The following is a 17381-nucleotide window of genomic DNA, read 5'->3' as shown; positions in this document are numbered from 1 at the left end:
ACGATCTCGCCTGCTAAATCCGACCTCAATAAACATAAGAAGAGGCGCTCCCCATGCAACCGCAAACCCTCACCGGGCAAGCGACGTTAGTCACGCCCAGCCGCAAGCGATTTTTCATCATGGTGTTGCTGTTCATCACCGTGGTCATCAACTACCTCGACCGCAGCAACCTGTCGATTGCCGCCCCGGCGCTGACGACGGATCTGGGCATCGACCCGGTGCACGTCGGGCTGATCTTCTCGGCGTTCGGCTGGACCTACGCCGCCATGCAGATCCCCGGCGGCTGGCTGGTGGATCGGGTGCCGCCGCGCATTCTTTATAGCGTCGCGCTGCTGTTGTGGTCGCTGGCCACGGTGATGCTCGGTTTCGCGGCCAGTTTCATCGCACTGTTCGTGCTGCGCATGGCGGTCGGTGCGCTGGAAGCACCGGCGTATCCGATCAACAGCCGTGTGGTGACGACCTGGTTCCCCGAGCGTGAACGGGCCACGGCCATCGGCTTCTATACCTCCGGGCAGTTTGTCGGGCTGGCGTTTCTGACCCCGGTGCTGGCGTGGCTGCAACATGAATTTGGCTGGCATATGGTGTTTGTCGTGACCGGCGCGGTGGGCATCGTGTGGGCGGCGATCTGGTACGCGGTGTATCGCGAACCACGTGATTTCAAAGGCGCCAACCAAGGCGAAATCGACCTGATTCGCGAGGGCGGCGGGTTGGTGGATATCGCCGCCGAAACCGCCAAAGTGAAGGCGAAATTCAGCTGGACCGATCTCGGCATCGTCCTCAGCAAACGCAAGTTGTGGGGGATCTACCTCGGCCAGTTCTGCCTGAACTCGACGCTGTGGTTTTTCCTGACGTGGTTCCCGACCTACCTGGTGAAATATCGCGGCATGGACTTCATCAAGTCCGGTCTGCTGGCGTCGCTGCCGTTTCTCGCCGCGTTTATCGGCGTGCTGTGCTCCGGGTTCTTTTCCGACTTCCTGATTCGCCGTGGCTGCACCGTCGGGTTTGCGCGCAAGTTGCCGATCATTGGCGGGCTGTTGATTTCCACCTCGATCATCGGCGCCAACTTCGTTGAATCGACGCCGCTGGTGATTGCCTTCCTGGCGCTGGCGTTTTTCGGTAACGGGCTGGCGTCGATCACCTGGTCGCTGGTCTCGACACTGGCGCCGGCGCGGTTGCTGGGCTTGACCGGCGGGGTGTTCAACTTCATCGGCAACCTGTCGGCGATTGCCACGCCGATTGTCATCGGCTTCCTGGCCAGTGGCGATTCGTTCGCGCCGGCGATCACCTACATCGCGGTTCTGGCATTGATCGGTGCTTTGTCCTACGTGCTGCTGGTGGGCAAGGTCGAGCGCATCGAGTTGTAGTCGGCTATGTCGGGCGACCATAATGCCGCCCGTTCCCTCGCTCAACGCTAAAGGCTGGATATGCAGGAAGACGCCCCAAAAACCGCCAAGGACGCCGCGCCAACCGGCACCCAGACCCTGCTTCGCGGGTTGGGTGTGGTGCAGGCCGTCGCCAGTGGCGCCCGCGATCTCAAAGAGATTGCCCGCCTGATCGGCACCACGCGCAGCACCACTCATCGTCTGGCCAGTTGTCTGGTGGACGAGCGCTACCTGCGGGTCGTGCCGCAAGTCGGTTATCTGCTGGGGCCGAAGCTGATCGAACTGGGTTTCCAGGCACGTGAGGAATTGCCGCTGGTGACCCTGGCCGGGCCTTATCTGGACGAGTTGTCGGCGCTGACCGGCGACACCGTTCACCTGGGCATTCGTGAAGGCGACGAGGTGCTTTATTTGCTGAAGAATCCGGGGCGCAACGGCCCGGAAATGCGCTCGCGGGTCGGCCATCGCATGCCGCTGGCGCGGACCGGGATCGGCAAGGCGCTGATGCTGGATGACGCACCGCAGGACTGGCAGCGACTGTACGACATCAGTCTGCCGGCGGGTGGGAAAAGTCAGTTCTGGCCGCAACATCCCCAGCAGTCGTGGGAGCAGCTGGAGCAGCGGATGACCGAATACGTGGCCGGCGGCTACGCGTTCGATCTGGAAGACAACGAGCCGTCGATCCGCTGCGTGGCGGCGCCGATCCGCGACGCGAGCAAGCGCATCGTCGCGGCCATCAGCATCGCCAGCACCGTGCCGTACATGCCGCTGGAAAAAATGGCCGAGCTGATTCCCCTGATCAAAGGGGTCACGGCCCGGCTCTCGGCGGAGCTTGGCTTGAAGGTCTGAGGAATCAGAGCTTCAGAGTCGCCATGTCGATGACGAAGCGATACTTCACATCACCGGCGATCATCCGCGCGTAGGCCTCGTTGATCTGGCGGATGTCGAGCATTTCGATGTCGCAGCTGATGTTGTGCTCGGCGCAGAAATCCAGCACTTCCTGGGTTTCGGCGACGCCGCCGATCAGCGAGCCGGCCAACACGCGACGGCTCATCACCAGTTTGCCGGCGTGTACCGGCGGATCGATCGGTTCGATCAGACCCACCAGAATGTGCACGCCGTCGAAGCGCAGGGTGTCGAGGTACGGGTTGAGATCGTGCTGGACCGGAATGGTGTCCAGCAGGAAGTCGAAACGACCGGCTGCAGCTTTCATCTGCTCTTCGTCGGTGGAGACGATCACGTGATCGGCGCCCTGGCGACGACCTTCCTCAGCCTTGCTTGCCGAACGGGTGAACAGCGTCACTTCAGCGCCCATGGCCTTGGCGAACTTGATGCCCATGTGACCGAGGCCGCCCATGCCGAGAATCCCGACCTTGTCGCCGGCCTTTACACCGTAGTGTTTGAGCGGCGAGTAGGTGGTGATGCCGGCGCAGAGAATCGGTGCGGCAGCCGCCAGATCCAGCTTCTCGGGAATGCGCACCACGAAGTGTTCGCTGACCACAATGCTGTCCGAATAACCGCCCATGGTGTTGCTGCCATCGACCCGGTCCGGGGTGGCATAGGTCATGGTCGGGCCTTCGAGGCAGTATTGCTCGAGGTTCGACTGGCAGGCTTCGCAGGTGCGGCAGGAGTCGACCATGCAACCGACGCCAACCAGATCGCCTACCTTGTGTTTAGTGACATTCGCACCGACGGCGGTGACTTTTCCGACGATCTCGTGGCCGGGCATCAACGGGTAAACGGCGATGCCCCATTCGTTGCGCGCCTGGTGGATGTCGGAGTGGCAGACGCCGCAGTACAGGATCTCGATGGCGACGTCGTCGACCCGTGGGCTGCGGCGTTCGAATTTCATCGGGGCGAGGGGGGTGGTGGCCGTTTGAGCGGCATAGCCGATGGCGGTGTACATGTGAAACCTCGCAAAAGCAGTGACAGGTGAGGCGGCGCATTCTGGGCGCCGTCCAGTCGTCCGGCCATGGCGATTCCTCCGGGTGTCATGCCTAATCCTCCGGCATGCGGGGTTGATCGGTCGCATTGGCAAAAGGATCTGCGATGATGCTTTTATCCCTTTTTCCGTGATTTTTTCTAAAGAGCCACCCGATGCAATTGACCCGTCACCTTGATGCCAACGCCACCCTGGTTTCGCTGATCGAACCGCTGGCGCTGCGCGATGGTTACAGCCAGACCGGGCTGCCGGGCGTGCAGGTGTTGCGCGCCAGTTGCGACGTCGCCCGTGGCCCGCACATTTATGAACCAAGCCTGATGATCATCGCCCAGGGCAGCAAACTGGCGTATCTGGGGCCGCGCACTATGGAGTACGGCGCCGGGCATTACCTGATCCAGGCGTTGCCGGTGCCGTTCGAGTGCGAGACATACGCGTTGCCGGACGCGCCGTTGCTGGGTGTGTCGGTGGCGATCGACCGGGTGCTGCTCGGTGAACTGGTGCTGGCCATGGGGCTGGCACCGGGGCGGCATATTCCGGCGCAGACACCGGAGTCGATGACCTCGGTGGTGCTCGACGATGACATGCGCGGTTGCGTCGAACGCTTGTTGCGCTGTCTGCACGATCCGCTGGAATGCCAGATTCTCGGGCCGGCGCGTGTACGAGAGTTATTGTTCGTGGCGTTGCGCGGACCTCAGGCTGATGTGTTGCGGGCATTGGTGGAGCAGCAGGGGCAGTTTGCCCGGGTGGCGGCTTCGATCAGCCATTTGCATTCGCACTACACCGAACCGTTGAACGTCGAGACGCTGGCCAGCTGCGCGAACATGAGCGTGTCGACCTTTCATGAGCATTTCAAACGCAGCACGTTGCTGTCGCCGGTGCAGTATCTGAAGCGTTTACGTTTGTTGAAGGCGCAGACGTTGCTGATCGCCGAGGGACTGGGAGTGGCGCAGGTGGCGCATCGGGTGGGGTATCAGAGCACGTCGCAGTTCAGTCGCGAGTACAAACGCTATTTCGAGCGCAGTCCGGGGGATGAGCGCGCTGCCTGAACTGCCACAAGTATTGATGTGATGCACTGAATCGCGGGCAACAAAAAGGCCCCCGTTTCGGGAGCCTTGATGTTCAGCAATTCGACTTACATGTTCGGGTAGGTCGGGCCGCCGGCGCCTTCCGGCGTCACCCAGGTGATGTTCTGCGAAGGATCCTTGATGTCACAGGTCTTGCAGTGCACGCAGTTCTGGGCGTTGATCTGGAAGCGTTTCTCGCCGTCTTCCTTGGTGATCACTTCATACACGCCGGCCGGGCAATAGCGCTGTGCCGGCTCGTCATACAGCGGCAGGTTCTTGCTCAGCGGGATGGTCGGGTCGGTCAGTTTCAGGTGGCACGGCTGTTCTTCTTCATGGTTGGTACCGGAGATGAACACCGAGCTCAGCTTGTCGAAACTGATCTTGCCGTCGGGTTTCGGGTAGTCGATCTTCTTGCAGTCGGCCGCGAGCTTGAGGCAGGCGTAGTCCGGCTTGGTGTCGTGCAGGGTGAACGGCAGTTTGCCGCCGAAGATGTTCTGATCCAGCCAGTTGAAACCGCCGCCGACGATAGCGCCGAACTTGTGGATCGCCGGGCCGAAGTTGCGGCTGGCGAACAGTTCTTCGTAGAGCCAGCTCTTCTTGAACGCGTCGACGTAGGTGGTCAGCTCTTCGGTGCCGTCCTTTTCAGCGAACAGCGCGTCGGCCACGGACTCGGCGGCGAGCATGCCGGACTTCATCGCGGTGTGGCTGCCCTTGATCTTGGCGAAGTTCAGGGTGCCGAGATCGCAACCGATCAGCGCGCCGCCCTTGAAGACCATTTTCGGCAGCGAGTTCAGGCCACCCTTGCAGATTGCGCGAGCGCCGTAGCTGATGCGCTTGCCGCCTTCCAGATATTGCTTGAGCACCGGGTGATGCTTGAGGCGCTGGAATTCGTCGAACGGCGACAGGTAGGTGTTGCTGTAGGAAAGATCGACGATCAGACCGACTACCACCTGATTGTTTTCCAGGTGATAGAGGAAGGAGCCGCCGGTGTTCTCGGTGCCCATGATGTCCATCGGCCAACCGGCGGTGTGCACCACCAGGCCCGGCTGGTGTTTGGCCGGGTCGATTTCCCAGATTTCCTTCAGGCCGATGCCGTAGTGCTGGGCGTCGGCATCGCTGTCGAGGTTGTAGCGCTTGATCAGTTGCTTGCCGATGTGGCCACGGCAGCCTTCGGCGAACAGTGTGTATTTGCCACGCAGTTCCATGCCCGGGGTGTACAGACCTTCTTTCGGATGACCTTCGCGGTCGACGCCGAGGTCGCCGGTGATGATCCCGCGTACCACGCCGTTTTCATCGATCAACGCTTCCTGAGCGGCGAAGCCCGGGTAGATTTCCACGCCCAGGTTTTCGGCCTGCTGAGCGAGCCAGCGGCACAGGTTGCCGAGGGAGATAATGTAGTTGCCTTCGTTGTGCATGGTCTTGGGCACAAAGAAGTCAGGAATTTTTTGCGCGCTTTCGGCGTTTTTCAGCACGAAGATGTCATCGCGGGTGACGGGCGTGTTCAGCGGGGCGCCGAGTTCTTTCCAGTCCGGGAACAGTTCGTTCAGAGCGCGCGGTTCGAACACGGCACCGGACAGGATGTGTGCGCCGACTTCGGAGCCTTTTTCGACCACGCAGACGCTGATTTCCTTACCGGCTTCGGCGGCCTTCTGCTTCAGACGGCAGGCGGCGGACAGGCCAGCGGGGCCGGCACCGACGATGACCACGTCGAATTCCATGTATTCGCGTTCCACAGGCTATCTCCTACTCAAGGCTCAACAGTTTTTTTTCTAATTTGGAGGTTCGGTGTCGTATCCGTTATTGCCTTTACGTTAACGTCAAGGGTAATAATGGGCAAACCACCTTTCTCTCTAGGCGGCGCATTATATCTACACCACTCTTAGCGTCCAATACAAACGTTTGTTTGAATCGGCTCCAGCCCAGAGAAATCAAAGAAGCGCGGCTTATGACAGGGCATTTTGGCGTATTGACCAGAATGGGCGTTCCGGTCAAGATACGGGCGGTTTTGCGCTCGCCGTAGGCTGAATGGTGGTTTCAAGAGCACCTCTAAAGACAGGGCGTAGGCGGTAACCGGTGATGCGCAGCGCAGGTTCGGCGCGCAGTTTACACACCGCGAAGCGGCATGACTCGTCGGTCACGACTGACGAACGGTCATCCCGCTCAGCCGGCGTTTTTAGAGGTGCCCTTGTGCCCGATGAGCATCAACCGCCAGGTTCGCCTAGGCGACTTTCTTTTCACCGGAGAGTAACGAGGAATCCATGAAGGTTCTTGTAGCTGTCAAACGCGTTGTGGATTACAACGTCAAGGTTCGCGTCAAGGCGGACAATTCCGGCGTAGACCTCGCCAACGTCAAGATGTCGATGAACCCGTTCTGCGAAATCGCAGTGGAAGAAGCCGTACGCCTGAAAGAAAAAGGCGTTGCGACTGAAATCGTCGTCGTCTCCATCGGCCCGTCCACCGCTCAGGAACAGCTGCGTACCGCACTGGCTCTGGGTGCCGACCGCGCCATCCTCGTCGAATCCGCTGAAGACCTGACTTCCCTGGCCGTGGCCAAGCTGCTAAAGGCCGTGGTCGACAAGGAACAGCCTCAGCTGGTGATCCTGGGCAAACAGGCCATCGACAGCGACAACAACCAGACCGGCCAGATGCTCGCTGCACTGAGCGGCTACGGTCAGGGCACTTTCGCCTCGAAAGTCGAAGTCTCCGGCGACAGCGTTGCCGTGACCCGCGAAATCGACGGCGGCGCGCAGACCGTTTCCCTGAAACTGCCAGCGATCGTCACCACCGACCTGCGTTTGAACGAGCCGCGCTATGCGTCCCTGCCAAACATCATGAAAGCCAAGAAGAAGCCTCTCGAGACGCTCACTCCGGACGCTTTGGGCGTTTCCACCGCCTCCACCAACAAGACCCTGAAAGTCGAAGCGCCGGCTGCACGCAGCGCGGGCATCAAGGTCAAGTCGGTGGCTGAACTGGTCGAGAAACTGAAAAACGAAGCGAAGGTAATCTGATCATGACTATCTTGGTAATCGCCGAACACGACAACAAGGTGCTGGCTCCGGCCACCCTGAACACCGTGGCTGCCGCTGCCAAAATCGGCGGCGACATCCACGTTCTGGTTGCAGGCCAGGGCGCTGGCGCCGTGGCTGAAGCCGCTGCGAAAATCGCTGGCGTGAGCAAAGTCCTGAACGCTGACAATGCTGCCTACGCGCATCAGCTGCCGGAAAACGTTGCTCCGCTGGTTGCAGAGCTGGGCGCTGGCTACAGCCACATCCTGGCTGCCGCTACTTCCAACGGCAAAAACATCCTGCCGCGCGTTGCTGCCCAGCTGGACGTTGACCAGATCTCCGAGATCATCTCGGTCGAAAGCGCTGACACCTTCAAGCGTCCGATCTACGCCGGTAACGCCATCGCTACCGTGCAATCGACCGCAGCGATCAAAGTGATCACCGTGCGTGCCACCGGTTTCGATCCGGTTTCCGCTGAAGGCGGTTCCGCTTCGGTTGAATCCGTTGCTGCTGCTCACAACGCCGGCACTTCCAGCTTCGTCAGCGAAGAGCTGGCCAAGTCCGATCGTCCTGAACTGACCGCTGCCAAGATCGTCGTTTCCGGCGGCCGCGGCATGCAGAACGGCGACAACTTCAAACACCTGTACGCCCTGGCCGACAAGCTGGGCGCCGCTGTTGGTGCTTCCCGCGCCGCGGTCGACGCAGGTTTCGTACCGAACGACATGCAGGTCGGTCAGACCGGCAAGATCGTTGCACCACAGCTGTACATCGCCGTCGGTATCTCCGGCGCGATCCAGCATCTGGCCGGCATGAAAGACTCCAAAGTGATCGTTGCGATCAACAAGGACGAAGAAGCGCCGATCTTCCAGGTGGCCGATTACGGCCTGGTGGCGGATCTGTTCGAAGCCGTACCTGAGTTGGAGAAGCTGGTCTAATCCGGCCGCTTCACTTATAAAGAGCCCGACCTTTTGGTCGGGCTTTTTTTGTCTCGGATTTGAGTGGGAGCGTTTCGCCATGGATCTGCATCGTCGGTTGGGCTGCTCGTGGTTACTGGGGCTGGCATTGTTGCCGGGCCTGTCGGTGGCGGCGGGCAAGTGCGAGCGGCTGGTCGTCACCGGCAGCCCGGATGCACCGCCGTATCTCTGGCAGGATCCGCAGAACCCCAAACAACTGATCGGTGCCAGTGCTGACCTGTTGCAACAGGTGGCGAAAGAGCTGGGGATCAAAGTCGATCTGCTATACGCAGGCAAGCGTTCCCAGGCCCTCGACGAAGTGCGCAGCGGACGCATGGACATGCTGGCTGACGCGCCGCTGACCTTCAATGAGCTGGAAAACCTCGACTACATTCACCCGCCGTTGCTGGAAAACGACTATCTAGTTTGGACCCGCAAGGGGTCGACTCTGGTCTACAGCGAAGCGAAGGATCTGTACGGGCATACCGGAGGCTTGTCGGAAAAGTCTCGAATGACCCCGGCATTCGGCACTTTCGCCGAGCAGCAATTGACCCTGACCCGTACGGCAAACCTGACCCAGGCGTTTCAGAAACTTCTGCTGGGCGAGGTGGAATATGTACTCGCCGGTCGCTACTCGGGCATGGCAGCCGCGCAGGCACTGGGCATGGCCAATGATCTGCTGGCTTTTGAACAACCCATCGACCGGCCCGGTCTGTTCCTCGCGGTTTCGCACAACTCGGCCTGCAACGATCCGTGGTTGCGCGGACAGCTGGCCAAAAAGATGACAGAATTGCCCGCGTCCGGCCTGACGGAAGCCGCGCTGCAACGCAACATCGAGCGCTGGAAGGCGCAGCAGCAACAGCCGCCGCAACCACCTGTCAGCGCCCCAAAACAGTAGGGATTCTTAGTGAGTAATCGACTTCTTTTCGCGGCCATGGCCGTTCTGGCCCTGGCCGGTTGCGCCAGCGATCCGGCACCCAACGAACAAATGCGCCTGACCGAGCAGGCCCTTGAGCAAGCCAAAGCCGTGGGCGCCACCGCTGAAGACGTGCCGGAAATGAAACTGGCAGAAGACAAGTTCAACCGGGCCAAGGGCAGCATGGCCGGCGAATCGTACAAGAATGCGCGGATGCGCCTCGAACAGGCCGAACTCGACGCCCGTCTGGCGGAAGCCAAAGTGTTGACCCAGAAGAGCGAAGAGCAAGTGAATGTGCTCAACACCCGCATCGTCCGACTGCGCAAGCAACTGGGGGATGCCCAATGAGCCTGAAGTCCAAAACCCTCGGCGCTCTGATCCTCACCGGTTGCGCCAGCCTGTACGGCTGCGCCGGTCAGCACAGTGAATCCGCATTGCAGCAGGCCAGCACCGACTTCCAGAAGGTCAAGGAAGATTCCAACGTGCTGCGTATCGCGCCGAAAGACGTGATACGCGCCGGTGAGTCCCTGGCCCGTGCCGATCGTCTGTCGACGTACTGGGGCAGCGGCTCGGACGTGGTGCATTACGCCTACCTGAGTCAGCGCTACAGCGAAATCGCCCGTGAGCACACCAATCAGGTGCTCAACGAAGAACGCGCAGCGAAACTGGAACTTGAACGCCAGCGCCTGCAACTGGCCCTGCGCGAGTCGAAACTGCTGAGCGTGCAACAGCAGGGCAAATGGCTGGAAGAGCAGATCGTTGCGCTGGCCACCACCCAGACCGACCGTGGCCTGGTGATGACCCTGGGTGACGTGCTGTTCGATACCGGCGAAGCCGAACTGAAAAATTCGGCCAACCGCGTGGTGCTGAAGATCGTGCAATTTCTGCAACTCAACCCGAAACGCGTCGTGCGCATCGAGGGCTACACCGATAGCACCGGCGGCAAGCAGGAAAATCTCAAGCTGTCCCGCGATCGCGCGCAGTCGGTAGCGGACGTGCTGACGGATCTGGGCATCGACGAAAAACGCATTCAGGTCGAAGGCTACGGCGACGAATACCCGGTGGACGCAAACGCTTCCGAGCGTGGGCGTGCGCAGAACCGTCGGGTGGAAATCGTGTTCTCCGACGAAAAAGGCCAGCTCGGCGCCACCCGCTGAGGGTGGCGTTACTGGAAAGCCCGGGCTGTCAGGCAGCGCCGGGCTTTTTTACGTCTGTCGATTACCTCACAAAGCAGTACAGATTTAACCGACACAGCACTGTATGGTTGACTAATATGGCAACTGTCCCAGTACACTTCCAAACTGTTCCGGTATTGTTTCACACAAGAATAAAACGCCCGTGAAATCGAGTGCTGCGTCATGACCAATCTCTTGCTCTACCAACGTATTGCTCAACAGCTGGCCGAAGATATCCGCCGTGGCGTCTATCAACCGGGCGAGCGCGTGCCTTCGGTGCGCAAGATGAGTTCGCAGCTCAACGTCAGCCATGCCACGGTGTTGCAGGCTTACGCCAATCTCGAGGATCAGGGCCTGATCCGCGCGCGGCCGCAGTCCGGTTACTACGTGCACCAGACTCCCGCACTGACGGCGCCCACGCCGGACATTGCCCGGGTCGAACGGCCAGGCCTGGTCACCCGCAGCAGCATCATTCAGCAAGTGCTGGTCGAATCCCGTCGTGAAGGCGTGTTCCCGCTGGGTGCGGCGGTGCCGAGTGTCGATTACCTGCCGGTGCGCGCCTTGCATCAGCAGCTGGCCAAGGTCACCCGCTTTCACAGCCCTCGGGCGTTCAGCTACATGTTCAGCCCGGGTTTCGAGCCGCTGCGCCGCCAGGTGGCGATTCGCATGCGTGATGCAGGCGTTGTCGTCGACCCTTCGGAAGTGGTGATCACCCACGGTTGCGTCGACGCCTTGCAGATGTCGTTGCGGGTGCTGACTCGCCCCGGTGACCTGATCGCCGCCGAATCACCGACGTATTACGGGTTGCTGCAACTGGCTGACCTGCTGGGCCTGAAAGTCATCGAGATTCCCAGCGATCCTGCCACCGGCATGAGCCTCGAAGCCCTGCAACTGGCGGCCAACCAATGGTCGATCAAGGCGCTGGTGCTGACCACCCGTCTGAGCAATCCACTCGGCGGCACCATGCCGGAAGAACGGCAGAAGCAATTGCTGAGACTGGCCTCGGACTTCGATATCCAGATCGTCGAAGACGACATCTATGGCGAGTTGATGTTCGAACAGGGTCGCACAAAATCACTCAAAGCCTACGACCGGCTCGATCGGGTGATCTACTGCTCGAGTTTTTCCAAGACATTATCGCCCGGTGTGCGCATCGGCTGGATGATCGCCGGCAAGTACCAGCAGGAAATCCAGCGCTTGCAGACTTTCAGCACCCATTCGGCGTGCAGCGTCACGCAAATGGCCATCGCGGCGTACCTGGAAAACGGCGGCTATGACCGGCATTTAAGGTACATCCGCCAGGAATACCGAAAAAATCTCAGCGCATTCCAGCTGGCGGTTCAGCAGTATTTTCCGGAAGGCACTCAGATGACCCGGCCGACCGGTGGATTCATTCTATGGGTCAGTCTGCCAGGGCGGGTCAACACCCAGGAATTGCACGTGCGAGCGCTGCAACAGGGCATCAGCATTGCGCCAGGCCTGATCTTCAGCAACACCGAACAGTTCAACCACTGCATCCGGTTGAACTGCGGCATCCCGTGGAATCGCGAGGCGGAACGGGCGCTGATGACCCTCGGGATGCTGGCGACCCAGCTCTGCCAGGAGATGGCCGGCGGGTTTTGAAACATTGAGGGCGCTTGTCATGTGACGTCCAACAGGCGAGCATATGGCTATCTGCCGTTAGCTTCGTTGGGTTCATGAAAGCGAAATTTTCTGCCGCCTGGGTCGTGTTCTGCTTGCTGTTGATGGGTCATGTGCCCGGCGCTTTGGCGGCTGCGGCGCAGGAAAAGACGCCGGCCACCGCTACCGCGAAAAAACCGGTCACGGCCAAGAAAACCGTTCCAGCGAAAAAAACACCGCAGAAAAAGGCTGCTCCAGCCAAGAAGCGCGCACCGGTCGCTTCCAAGTCGAAGTCGGCAAAAGAAGTGGCCAAGACGCCGTTGCCGTCCGCGAAACTCGATTTGAGCCTGCCCAAAGATATGGTTCAGGAATTGAAACCACCTGGCTCCGTGACGCTGCCCAAACGCGAACCGATTCTGCCGCAAATGTTCGGTGACAAGAACAACGGGTTTCAGCTCAACGGCCGTCTGCTCAGCAACGAAATGCAGCTGCAACTGCGCAATGAGGAGCGTCGGGAAGTCGAAGGCGCGGCGCTGGATTTCGAGTTCAAGCAATAAATCGTCCCCATCGGTGACCCGCAGACCAGACGCTTTGTCGGAGACTGTTCAGTCACTTTCGTTTCTGCGTAAAAACCCCGGTTCAGGCAATTTAAAACAGCCGTTTAAGCGGTTACCCTGTTCCGCGTCCCTTTAACACATTGCCCGCTGCGAGGAGTGCGTCGTCATGAAATGCCGTGAAGGCTGTGGCGCCTGCTGCATTGCCCCTTCCATCAGTTCGCCGATTCCAGGCATGCCCGATGGCAAACCTGCCGGTGAACGCTGCGTTCAGTTGTCGGTCGATAACCTGTGCAACATTTTCGGCCGACCGGAACGTCCAGCGGTCTGCTCAGGATTCAAGGCCGATCCCGAAGTCTGCGGCAGCAGCCAGGACGACGCGATCAGACTGCTCGGCTGGTGGGAGCAGATGACGGCGGCGTGATGTGTCAAACGAACGGAACTTCAACAATAAGGAATAAGACTATGGGTTCGCTGCATCGTATCGCTGTGTTGTGTGGTTTGACGGCCGTGCTGGCCACCTCGGCCGCCCAGGCTGAAGACTGGAAAGTCGCCAAGAACGAGGACGGCATCAAGGTCTCCCTGAGCGAAGTGCCGGGTTCGGACTACAAGTCTTATCAGGGCGTGACCGTGATGAAGACCACCATCGCCAAACTGCGCGCCTTGCAGGAAGACGTTTCCGGTGCCTGCGCCTGGATTCACGAATGCAAGACCCAGAAACTGCTCAAGCACGAAGGCGACCAGAGCTGGACCTACACTCAGTTCAACACGCCATGGCCGGTGACTCCGCGCGATTCGATTCTGCATGTCACCACTGTTGAAGGCGCCGATGGCAGCCTGACCCGTAATCTGGAAGGCGTGCCGAAGTACCTGCCTGAAGAAAAGGGCTTTGTGCGGGTTGCTCAAGTCAAAGGCTTCTGGAAGTTCGTACCAAAAGGCGACCAGGTTGAAGTGACCTATCAGGTTCACACCGAGCCGGGCGGCAGCGTGCCGTCGATGATCGCCAACAAGTTTGTGGTCGATGCACCGTTCAACACCCTCAAAGCCTTGAAAGAACGCGCCGAGAAGTAACTGTCGCGTTCATCTGTAAACGCCCCGAAGAACTCGGGGCGTTTTGTTTTCCGGGTTTATTGTGTTTCCAGATATGCGTTGGACGAAATTTTCACAAAGTCTCCAAGACAATTCGCCCGCGCTGTCTGCACCTGTCCCGGTGCGCCGTGCCTTGAATGAAAGCGTCCGGCAACGGGCACTAATCAATGGCAATGCCGCCGGTGATCGTGCAACATTTGCGCTCCGCGCAAGCCCCGGGGCCTGGAATGGCCAACAGAGGGCAGGGCGCAGCTGAATTTTTGCAACTTCAACTTCCAATGGGTCCTAAAACGACATGGCAAACCCGGACGCCCTGAGTCAGCAGCGATCTTCCAGTCGCCTGCTGCAACCGACCGTCAAATCGCATCTGGCCTACACGCTCCTGTGCGCGCTGGTCATGATGGTGATGTTTTCCGTGCTGCGCCTCGCGCTGCTGGTCTACAACCGCGAGATGATCCTCGACACCCCGGCCTCGACCTTCCTCGAAGCCTTCGCCAACGGCCTGCGCTTCGATGTGCGTCTGGTGGTGTACCTGTGCATTCCGCTGGTGCTGGCGCTGTTCAGTGCCCGGGCCATGGCGGCCCGCGGTTTCTTCCGTCTGTGGCTGACCGTTGCTTCGAGCATTGCACTGTTCCTCGGTCTGATGGAGATGGACTTCTATCGCGAGTTCCACCAGCGCCTCAACGGCCTGGTGTTCCAGTACGTGAAGGAAGACCCGAAAACCGTGATGAGCATGCTCTGGTACGGTTTCCCGGTGGTGCGTTATCTGCTGGCCTGGGCCGTGGGCACGCTGATCCTGACCCTGGCGTTCAAGGGCGCCGACCGTCTGACCCGTCCGCGTGGTCCGTTCAGCGGTGGCAACGTCGGCACCCGTCAAGTGGCGCCATGGTATGCGCGTCTGGTTGTCTTCGTAGTATGCCTGCTGGTCTGCGTGGTGGCCGCTCGCGGCACCCTGCGTCAAGGCCCGCCGCTGCGTTGGGGGGACGTGTATACCACCGAATCGAACTTCGCCAATCAGCTCGGCCTCAACGGCACGCTGTCGCTGATCGCGGCGGCCAAGGACCGGATGGGCGAGGATCGCGACAACATCTGGAAAGCCACGCTGCCGCAGGATCAGGCGCAGAAAGTGGTCCGCGAGATGCTGGTGATGCCGGACGACAAACTGGTGGATGCCGATATCGCCGCCGTGCGTCGTGAGTACACGCCGCCTGCCGACAAGACCCTGCCGATCAAGAACGTCGTCGTGATCCTCATGGAAAGCATGGCCGGTCACTCGGTCGGTGCTCTGGGCGCGCCGGGCAACATCACGCCGTACCTCGACAAGCTGTCGAAGGAAGGCCTGCTGTTCGACCGTTTCTTCTCCAACGGCACCCACACCCACCAGGGCATGTTCGCCACCATGGCATGTTTCCCGAACCTGCCGGGTTTCGAATACCTGATGCAGACCCCGGAAGGCAGCCACAAGCTGTCCGGCCTGCCGCAGTTGCTCAGCGCTCGTGACTATGACGATGTCTACGTCTACAACGGTGATTTTGCCTGGGATAACCAGTCCGGTTTCTTCAGCAACCAGGGCATGACCAACTTCGTCGGCCGCAACGACTTCGTGAACCCGGTGTTCTCCGATCCGACTTGGGGCGTGTCCGACCAGGACATGTTCGACCGCGGTCTGGTGGAGCTCAAGGCACGGGAAAACGGCAAGCCGTTCTACGCGCTGCTGCAGACCCTGTCCAACCACACGCCGTACGCCTTGCCGACGCCGCTGCCGGTCGAGCGCGTGACGGATCGTGGCACGCTCAACGAGCACTTGACCGCCATGCGTTACGCGGACTGGGCGCTGGGCCAGTTCTTCGAGAAAGCCCGCAAGGAGCCGTACTTCAAGGAAACCCTGTTCGTCATCGTCGGCGACCACGGCTTCGGCAACGAGCGTCAGATCACCGAAATGGACCTGGGCCGCTTCAACGTGCCGATGCTGATGATCGCACCGGGCATCCAGGAAAAATTCGGTACCCGTGACCACACCGTGGGCACTCAGATCGACATCGTGCCGACCATCATGGGTCGCCTCGGTGGCGAAGTGCGCCATCAGTGCTGGGGCCGCGATCTGCTGAACCTGCCGCAGGGTGACACCGGTTTCGGTGTGATCAAGCCGTCGGGCAGCGAGCAGACCACCGCCATCGTCACCGCCGACCAGATCCTGGTGCTGCCGAAAGAGAAGGAAATGGCACCGAAGATCTATCAGTACGAGCTGGGTGCCAACCCGCACGCTGAAGTGGTACCGGATGCTCCGCGCACAGCCGAGCTGAAACTCAAGCTCGAAGCGTTCCTGCAAACGGCGACCAAGAGCCTGATGGACAACGCCGCCGGTGTGATTAACGGCAAGCCGGACTGATCAGTCGGCACCATAAAAAAGAGGCCCTTGAAGGGCCTCTTTTTTTGTCGGTCAAACAGTCATATCCGACCGAGTAACAACAGCACCAACAGGACTACCAGCACTACGCCGATAATGCCCGATGGGCCATAACCCCAACTTCTGGAGTGCGGGAAGACCGGCAGACCACCGATCAGCAACAGGATCAGGATAATGATTAAAATTGTGCCCATGTCTATTTCCTTGTTGATAGTGTCTGTTAAGTCTTGGTGTTCAAGGGCGGCTGGAAGTTGAATTAAATCCAGCCGGCTTGTTAATTCCGACTGGTGCACATGAAAGAAAATTCAATGTTTTTTTAAGGTATTTGGCTCGCCTGCTTATTTCGTTTGTTGTTGCGGTTTGCCCTCGCCATTCAGCAATCTGATGGAGCGTGGGTCGCTGCGGATCCTTCGCTACACTCCGCGCATCTTCCCCGGAACAACAAGGCTGTCTGCTATGCAAAATCGCATGATGATCACTGGCGCGGGCTCAGGCCTGGGTCGCGAAATCGCGCTGCGCTGGGCGCGTGAAGGCTGGCAACTGGCCTTGTCCGACGTCAGCGAACCCGGTTTGCAAGAGACCCTGAAACTGGTTCGCGAGGCTGGCGGCGACGGCTTCATCCAGCGCTGCGACGTGCGCGATTACAGCCAGCTGACGGCGTTCGCCCAGGCCTGCGAAGTGAAACTTGGCGGCATCGACATCATCGTCAACAACGCCGGTGTGGCCTCGGGCGGTTTCTTCAGCGAACTGTCGCTGGAGGACTGGGACTGGCAGATCGCGATCAACCTGATGGGCGTGGTCAAGGGCTGCAAGGCGTTCCTGCCGCTGCTGGAACTGAGCAAGGGCAAGATCATCAACATCGCCTCGATGGCCGCACTGATGCAGGGCCCGGCGATGAGCAACTACAACGTGGCCAAGGCCGGGGTAGTGGCGCTGTCGGAAAGCCTGTTGATTGAACTGGCCCAACAGGAAGTCGGGGTTCATGTGGTCTGCCCGTCATTCTTCCAGACCAATCTGCTGGATTCCTTCCGTGGCCCGACGCCGGCGATGAAAGCCCAGGTCGGCAAGTTGCTGGAAAGTTCGCCCATCACCGCCAGCGATATTGCCGACTACATCTACCAGCAAGTCGCGGCCGGCGAGTTCATGATCCTGCCTCACGAACAAGGGCGTATGGCCTGGGCGCTCAAACAGAAGAATCCGCAGCTGCTGTACAACGAAATGACCGCGATGGCCGAAAAGATGCGCGCCAAGGCCAAACAGAACAACGGCTGAACTTG

Annotated in this window: 17 protein-coding genes; 14 read left to right on the top strand and 3 right to left on the bottom strand. The window is 59.9% G+C overall.

From position 1 onward, the window contains the following. Window positions 1-53 precede the first annotated feature (53 nt). Entirely contained in the window at window positions 54-1364 is a 1311-nt protein-coding gene (locus tag L6D82_RS14275; RefSeq protein WP_085696968.1) for an MFS transporter, read from the top strand. A gap of 60 nt (window positions 1365-1424) precedes the next feature. Then, window positions 1425-2228: an IclR family transcriptional regulator gene (locus tag L6D82_RS14270; RefSeq protein ID WP_007950852.1), complete on the top strand. Its 804-nt coding sequence runs from the start codon at window positions 1425-1427 to the stop codon at window positions 2226-2228. Between the two features lie 4 nt (window positions 2229-2232). On the opposite strand, the gene L6D82_RS14265 is transcribed toward L6D82_RS14270, so the two are convergent. Next, a complete protein-coding gene (locus tag L6D82_RS14265; RefSeq protein ID WP_236189746.1) occupies window positions 2233-3285 on the bottom strand; it encodes an NAD(P)-dependent alcohol dehydrogenase in 1053 nt (350 codons plus the stop codon). Window positions 3286-3476: 191 nt separating this feature from the next. Here L6D82_RS14265 and L6D82_RS14260 point away from each other — a divergent pair, with 191 nt between their 5' ends. Continuing rightward, window positions 3477-4367 (top strand): AraC family transcriptional regulator, encoded by an 891-nt coding sequence (locus tag L6D82_RS14260; RefSeq protein WP_007950856.1) that lies wholly within the window; start codon window positions 3477-3479, stop codon window positions 4365-4367. Window positions 4368-4453: 86 nt separating this feature from the next. Here L6D82_RS14260 and L6D82_RS14255 read toward each other — a convergent pair whose 3' ends face one another. Further along, entirely contained in the window at window positions 4454-6118 is a 1665-nt protein-coding gene (locus L6D82_RS14255) for an electron transfer flavoprotein-ubiquinone oxidoreductase (protein WP_007950858.1), read from the bottom strand. 525 nt (window positions 6119-6643) lie between these two features. Between L6D82_RS14255 and L6D82_RS14250 the strand changes: the two genes are divergently transcribed. From L6D82_RS14250 to L6D82_RS14205, 10 genes are all read left to right on the top strand, one after another. Next, a complete protein-coding gene (locus L6D82_RS14250) occupies window positions 6644-7393 on the top strand; it encodes an electron transfer flavoprotein subunit beta/FixA family protein (protein ID WP_007950859.1) in 750 nt (249 codons plus the stop codon). A gap of 2 nt (window positions 7394-7395) precedes the next feature. Further along, complete coding sequence (locus L6D82_RS14245) at window positions 7396-8325, top strand: electron transfer flavoprotein subunit alpha/FixB family protein (protein ID WP_236189737.1); 930 nt, start codon at window positions 7396-7398, stop codon at window positions 8323-8325. 79 nt (window positions 8326-8404) lie between these two features. Beyond that, the gene (locus L6D82_RS14240; RefSeq protein ID WP_236189735.1) at window positions 8405-9241 is read left to right on the top strand and encodes a substrate-binding periplasmic protein; all 837 of its coding nucleotides are present in this window, start codon (window positions 8405-8407) and stop codon (window positions 9239-9241) included. 9 nt (window positions 9242-9250) lie between these two features. After that, on the top strand, window positions 9251-9607 hold the full coding sequence (locus L6D82_RS14235) for a DUF4398 domain-containing protein (RefSeq protein WP_173892743.1): 357 nt from the start codon (window positions 9251-9253) through the stop codon (window positions 9605-9607). Further along, window positions 9604-10416 carry an OmpA family protein gene (locus tag L6D82_RS14230; RefSeq protein WP_085745033.1) on the top strand — a complete coding sequence of 271 codons (813 nt, stop codon included), beginning with the start codon at window positions 9604-9606 and terminating at the stop codon, window positions 10414-10416. Before L6D82_RS14235 ends, L6D82_RS14230 begins: the two co-directional genes overlap by 4 nt. 201 nt (window positions 10417-10617) lie before the next feature. Next, entirely contained in the window at window positions 10618-12057 is a 1440-nt protein-coding gene (locus L6D82_RS14225; RefSeq protein WP_007950868.1) for an aminotransferase-like domain-containing protein, read from the top strand. A gap of 74 nt (window positions 12058-12131) precedes the next feature. Next, entirely contained in the window at window positions 12132-12611 is a 480-nt protein-coding gene (locus L6D82_RS14220) for a translation initiation factor 2 (RefSeq protein WP_085745032.1), read from the top strand. Between the two features lie 166 nt (window positions 12612-12777). Beyond that, window positions 12778-13032: a YkgJ family cysteine cluster protein gene (locus L6D82_RS14215; RefSeq protein ID WP_085745031.1), complete on the top strand. Its 255-nt coding sequence runs from the start codon at window positions 12778-12780 to the stop codon at window positions 13030-13032. Window positions 13033-13073: 41 nt separating this feature from the next. After that, complete coding sequence (locus tag L6D82_RS14210; RefSeq protein ID WP_007950871.1) at window positions 13074-13679, top strand: START domain-containing protein; 606 nt, start codon at window positions 13074-13076, stop codon at window positions 13677-13679. A gap of 313 nt (window positions 13680-13992) precedes the next feature. Further along, the gene (locus L6D82_RS14205; RefSeq protein ID WP_236189733.1) at window positions 13993-16086 is read left to right on the top strand and encodes an LTA synthase family protein; all 2094 of its coding nucleotides are present in this window, start codon (window positions 13993-13995) and stop codon (window positions 16084-16086) included. Window positions 16087-16145: 59 nt separating this feature from the next. Here the strand turns inward: L6D82_RS14205 and L6D82_RS14200 are convergent, their stop codons facing one another. Continuing rightward, a complete protein-coding gene (locus L6D82_RS14200; protein WP_169432680.1) occupies window positions 16146-16304 on the bottom strand; it encodes a DUF3309 family protein in 159 nt (52 codons plus the stop codon). Between the two features lie 256 nt (window positions 16305-16560). On the opposite strand from L6D82_RS14200, the gene L6D82_RS14195 reads away from it, so the two are divergent. Beyond that, on the top strand, window positions 16561-17376 hold the full coding sequence (locus L6D82_RS14195) for an SDR family oxidoreductase (RefSeq protein WP_085745029.1): 816 nt from the start codon (window positions 16561-16563) through the stop codon (window positions 17374-17376). Window positions 17377-17381: the final 5 nt, after the last annotated feature.

The organism is Pseudomonas paraglycinae (genome assembly GCF_021601625.1).
Lineage (GTDB): Bacteria > Pseudomonadota > Gammaproteobacteria > Pseudomonadales > Pseudomonadaceae > Aquipseudomonas > Aquipseudomonas paraglycinae.
The sequence above is the reverse complement of the archived record's forward strand: the minus strand, read 5'-3'. Positions and strand labels throughout refer to the sequence as shown.

Bases quoted from the DNA above. Each gene is read 5' to 3' on its own strand.
- L6D82_RS14275 (WP_085696968.1), top strand. From the start codon at position 54: ATGCAACCGCAAACCCTCACCGGGCAAGCGACGTTAGTCACGCCCAGC.
- L6D82_RS14270 (WP_007950852.1), top strand. From the start codon at position 1,425: ATGCAGGAAGACGCCCCAAAAACCGCCAAGGACGCCGCGCCAACCGGC.
- L6D82_RS14265 (WP_236189746.1), bottom strand. From the start codon at position 3,285: ATGTACACCGCCATCGGCTATGCCGCTCAAACGGCCACCACCCCCCTC.
- L6D82_RS14260 (WP_007950856.1), top strand. From the start codon at position 3,477: ATGCAATTGACCCGTCACCTTGATGCCAACGCCACCCTGGTTTCGCTG.
- L6D82_RS14250 (WP_007950859.1), top strand. From the start codon at position 6,644: ATGAAGGTTCTTGTAGCTGTCAAACGCGTTGTGGATTACAACGTCAAG.
- L6D82_RS14245 (WP_236189737.1), top strand. From the start codon at position 7,396: ATGACTATCTTGGTAATCGCCGAACACGACAACAAGGTGCTGGCTCCG.
- L6D82_RS14240 (WP_236189735.1), top strand. From the start codon at position 8,405: ATGGATCTGCATCGTCGGTTGGGCTGCTCGTGGTTACTGGGGCTGGCA.
- L6D82_RS14230 (WP_085745033.1), top strand. From the start codon at position 9,604: ATGAGCCTGAAGTCCAAAACCCTCGGCGCTCTGATCCTCACCGGTTGC.
- L6D82_RS14225 (WP_007950868.1), top strand. From the start codon at position 10,618: ATGACCAATCTCTTGCTCTACCAACGTATTGCTCAACAGCTGGCCGAA.
- L6D82_RS14220 (WP_085745032.1), top strand. From the start codon at position 12,132: ATGAAAGCGAAATTTTCTGCCGCCTGGGTCGTGTTCTGCTTGCTGTTG.
- L6D82_RS14215 (WP_085745031.1), top strand. From the start codon at position 12,778: ATGAAATGCCGTGAAGGCTGTGGCGCCTGCTGCATTGCCCCTTCCATC.
- L6D82_RS14210 (WP_007950871.1), top strand. From the start codon at position 13,074: ATGGGTTCGCTGCATCGTATCGCTGTGTTGTGTGGTTTGACGGCCGTG.
- L6D82_RS14205 (WP_236189733.1), top strand. From the start codon at position 13,993: ATGGCAAACCCGGACGCCCTGAGTCAGCAGCGATCTTCCAGTCGCCTG.
- L6D82_RS14195 (WP_085745029.1), top strand. From the start codon at position 16,561: ATGCAAAATCGCATGATGATCACTGGCGCGGGCTCAGGCCTGGGTCGC.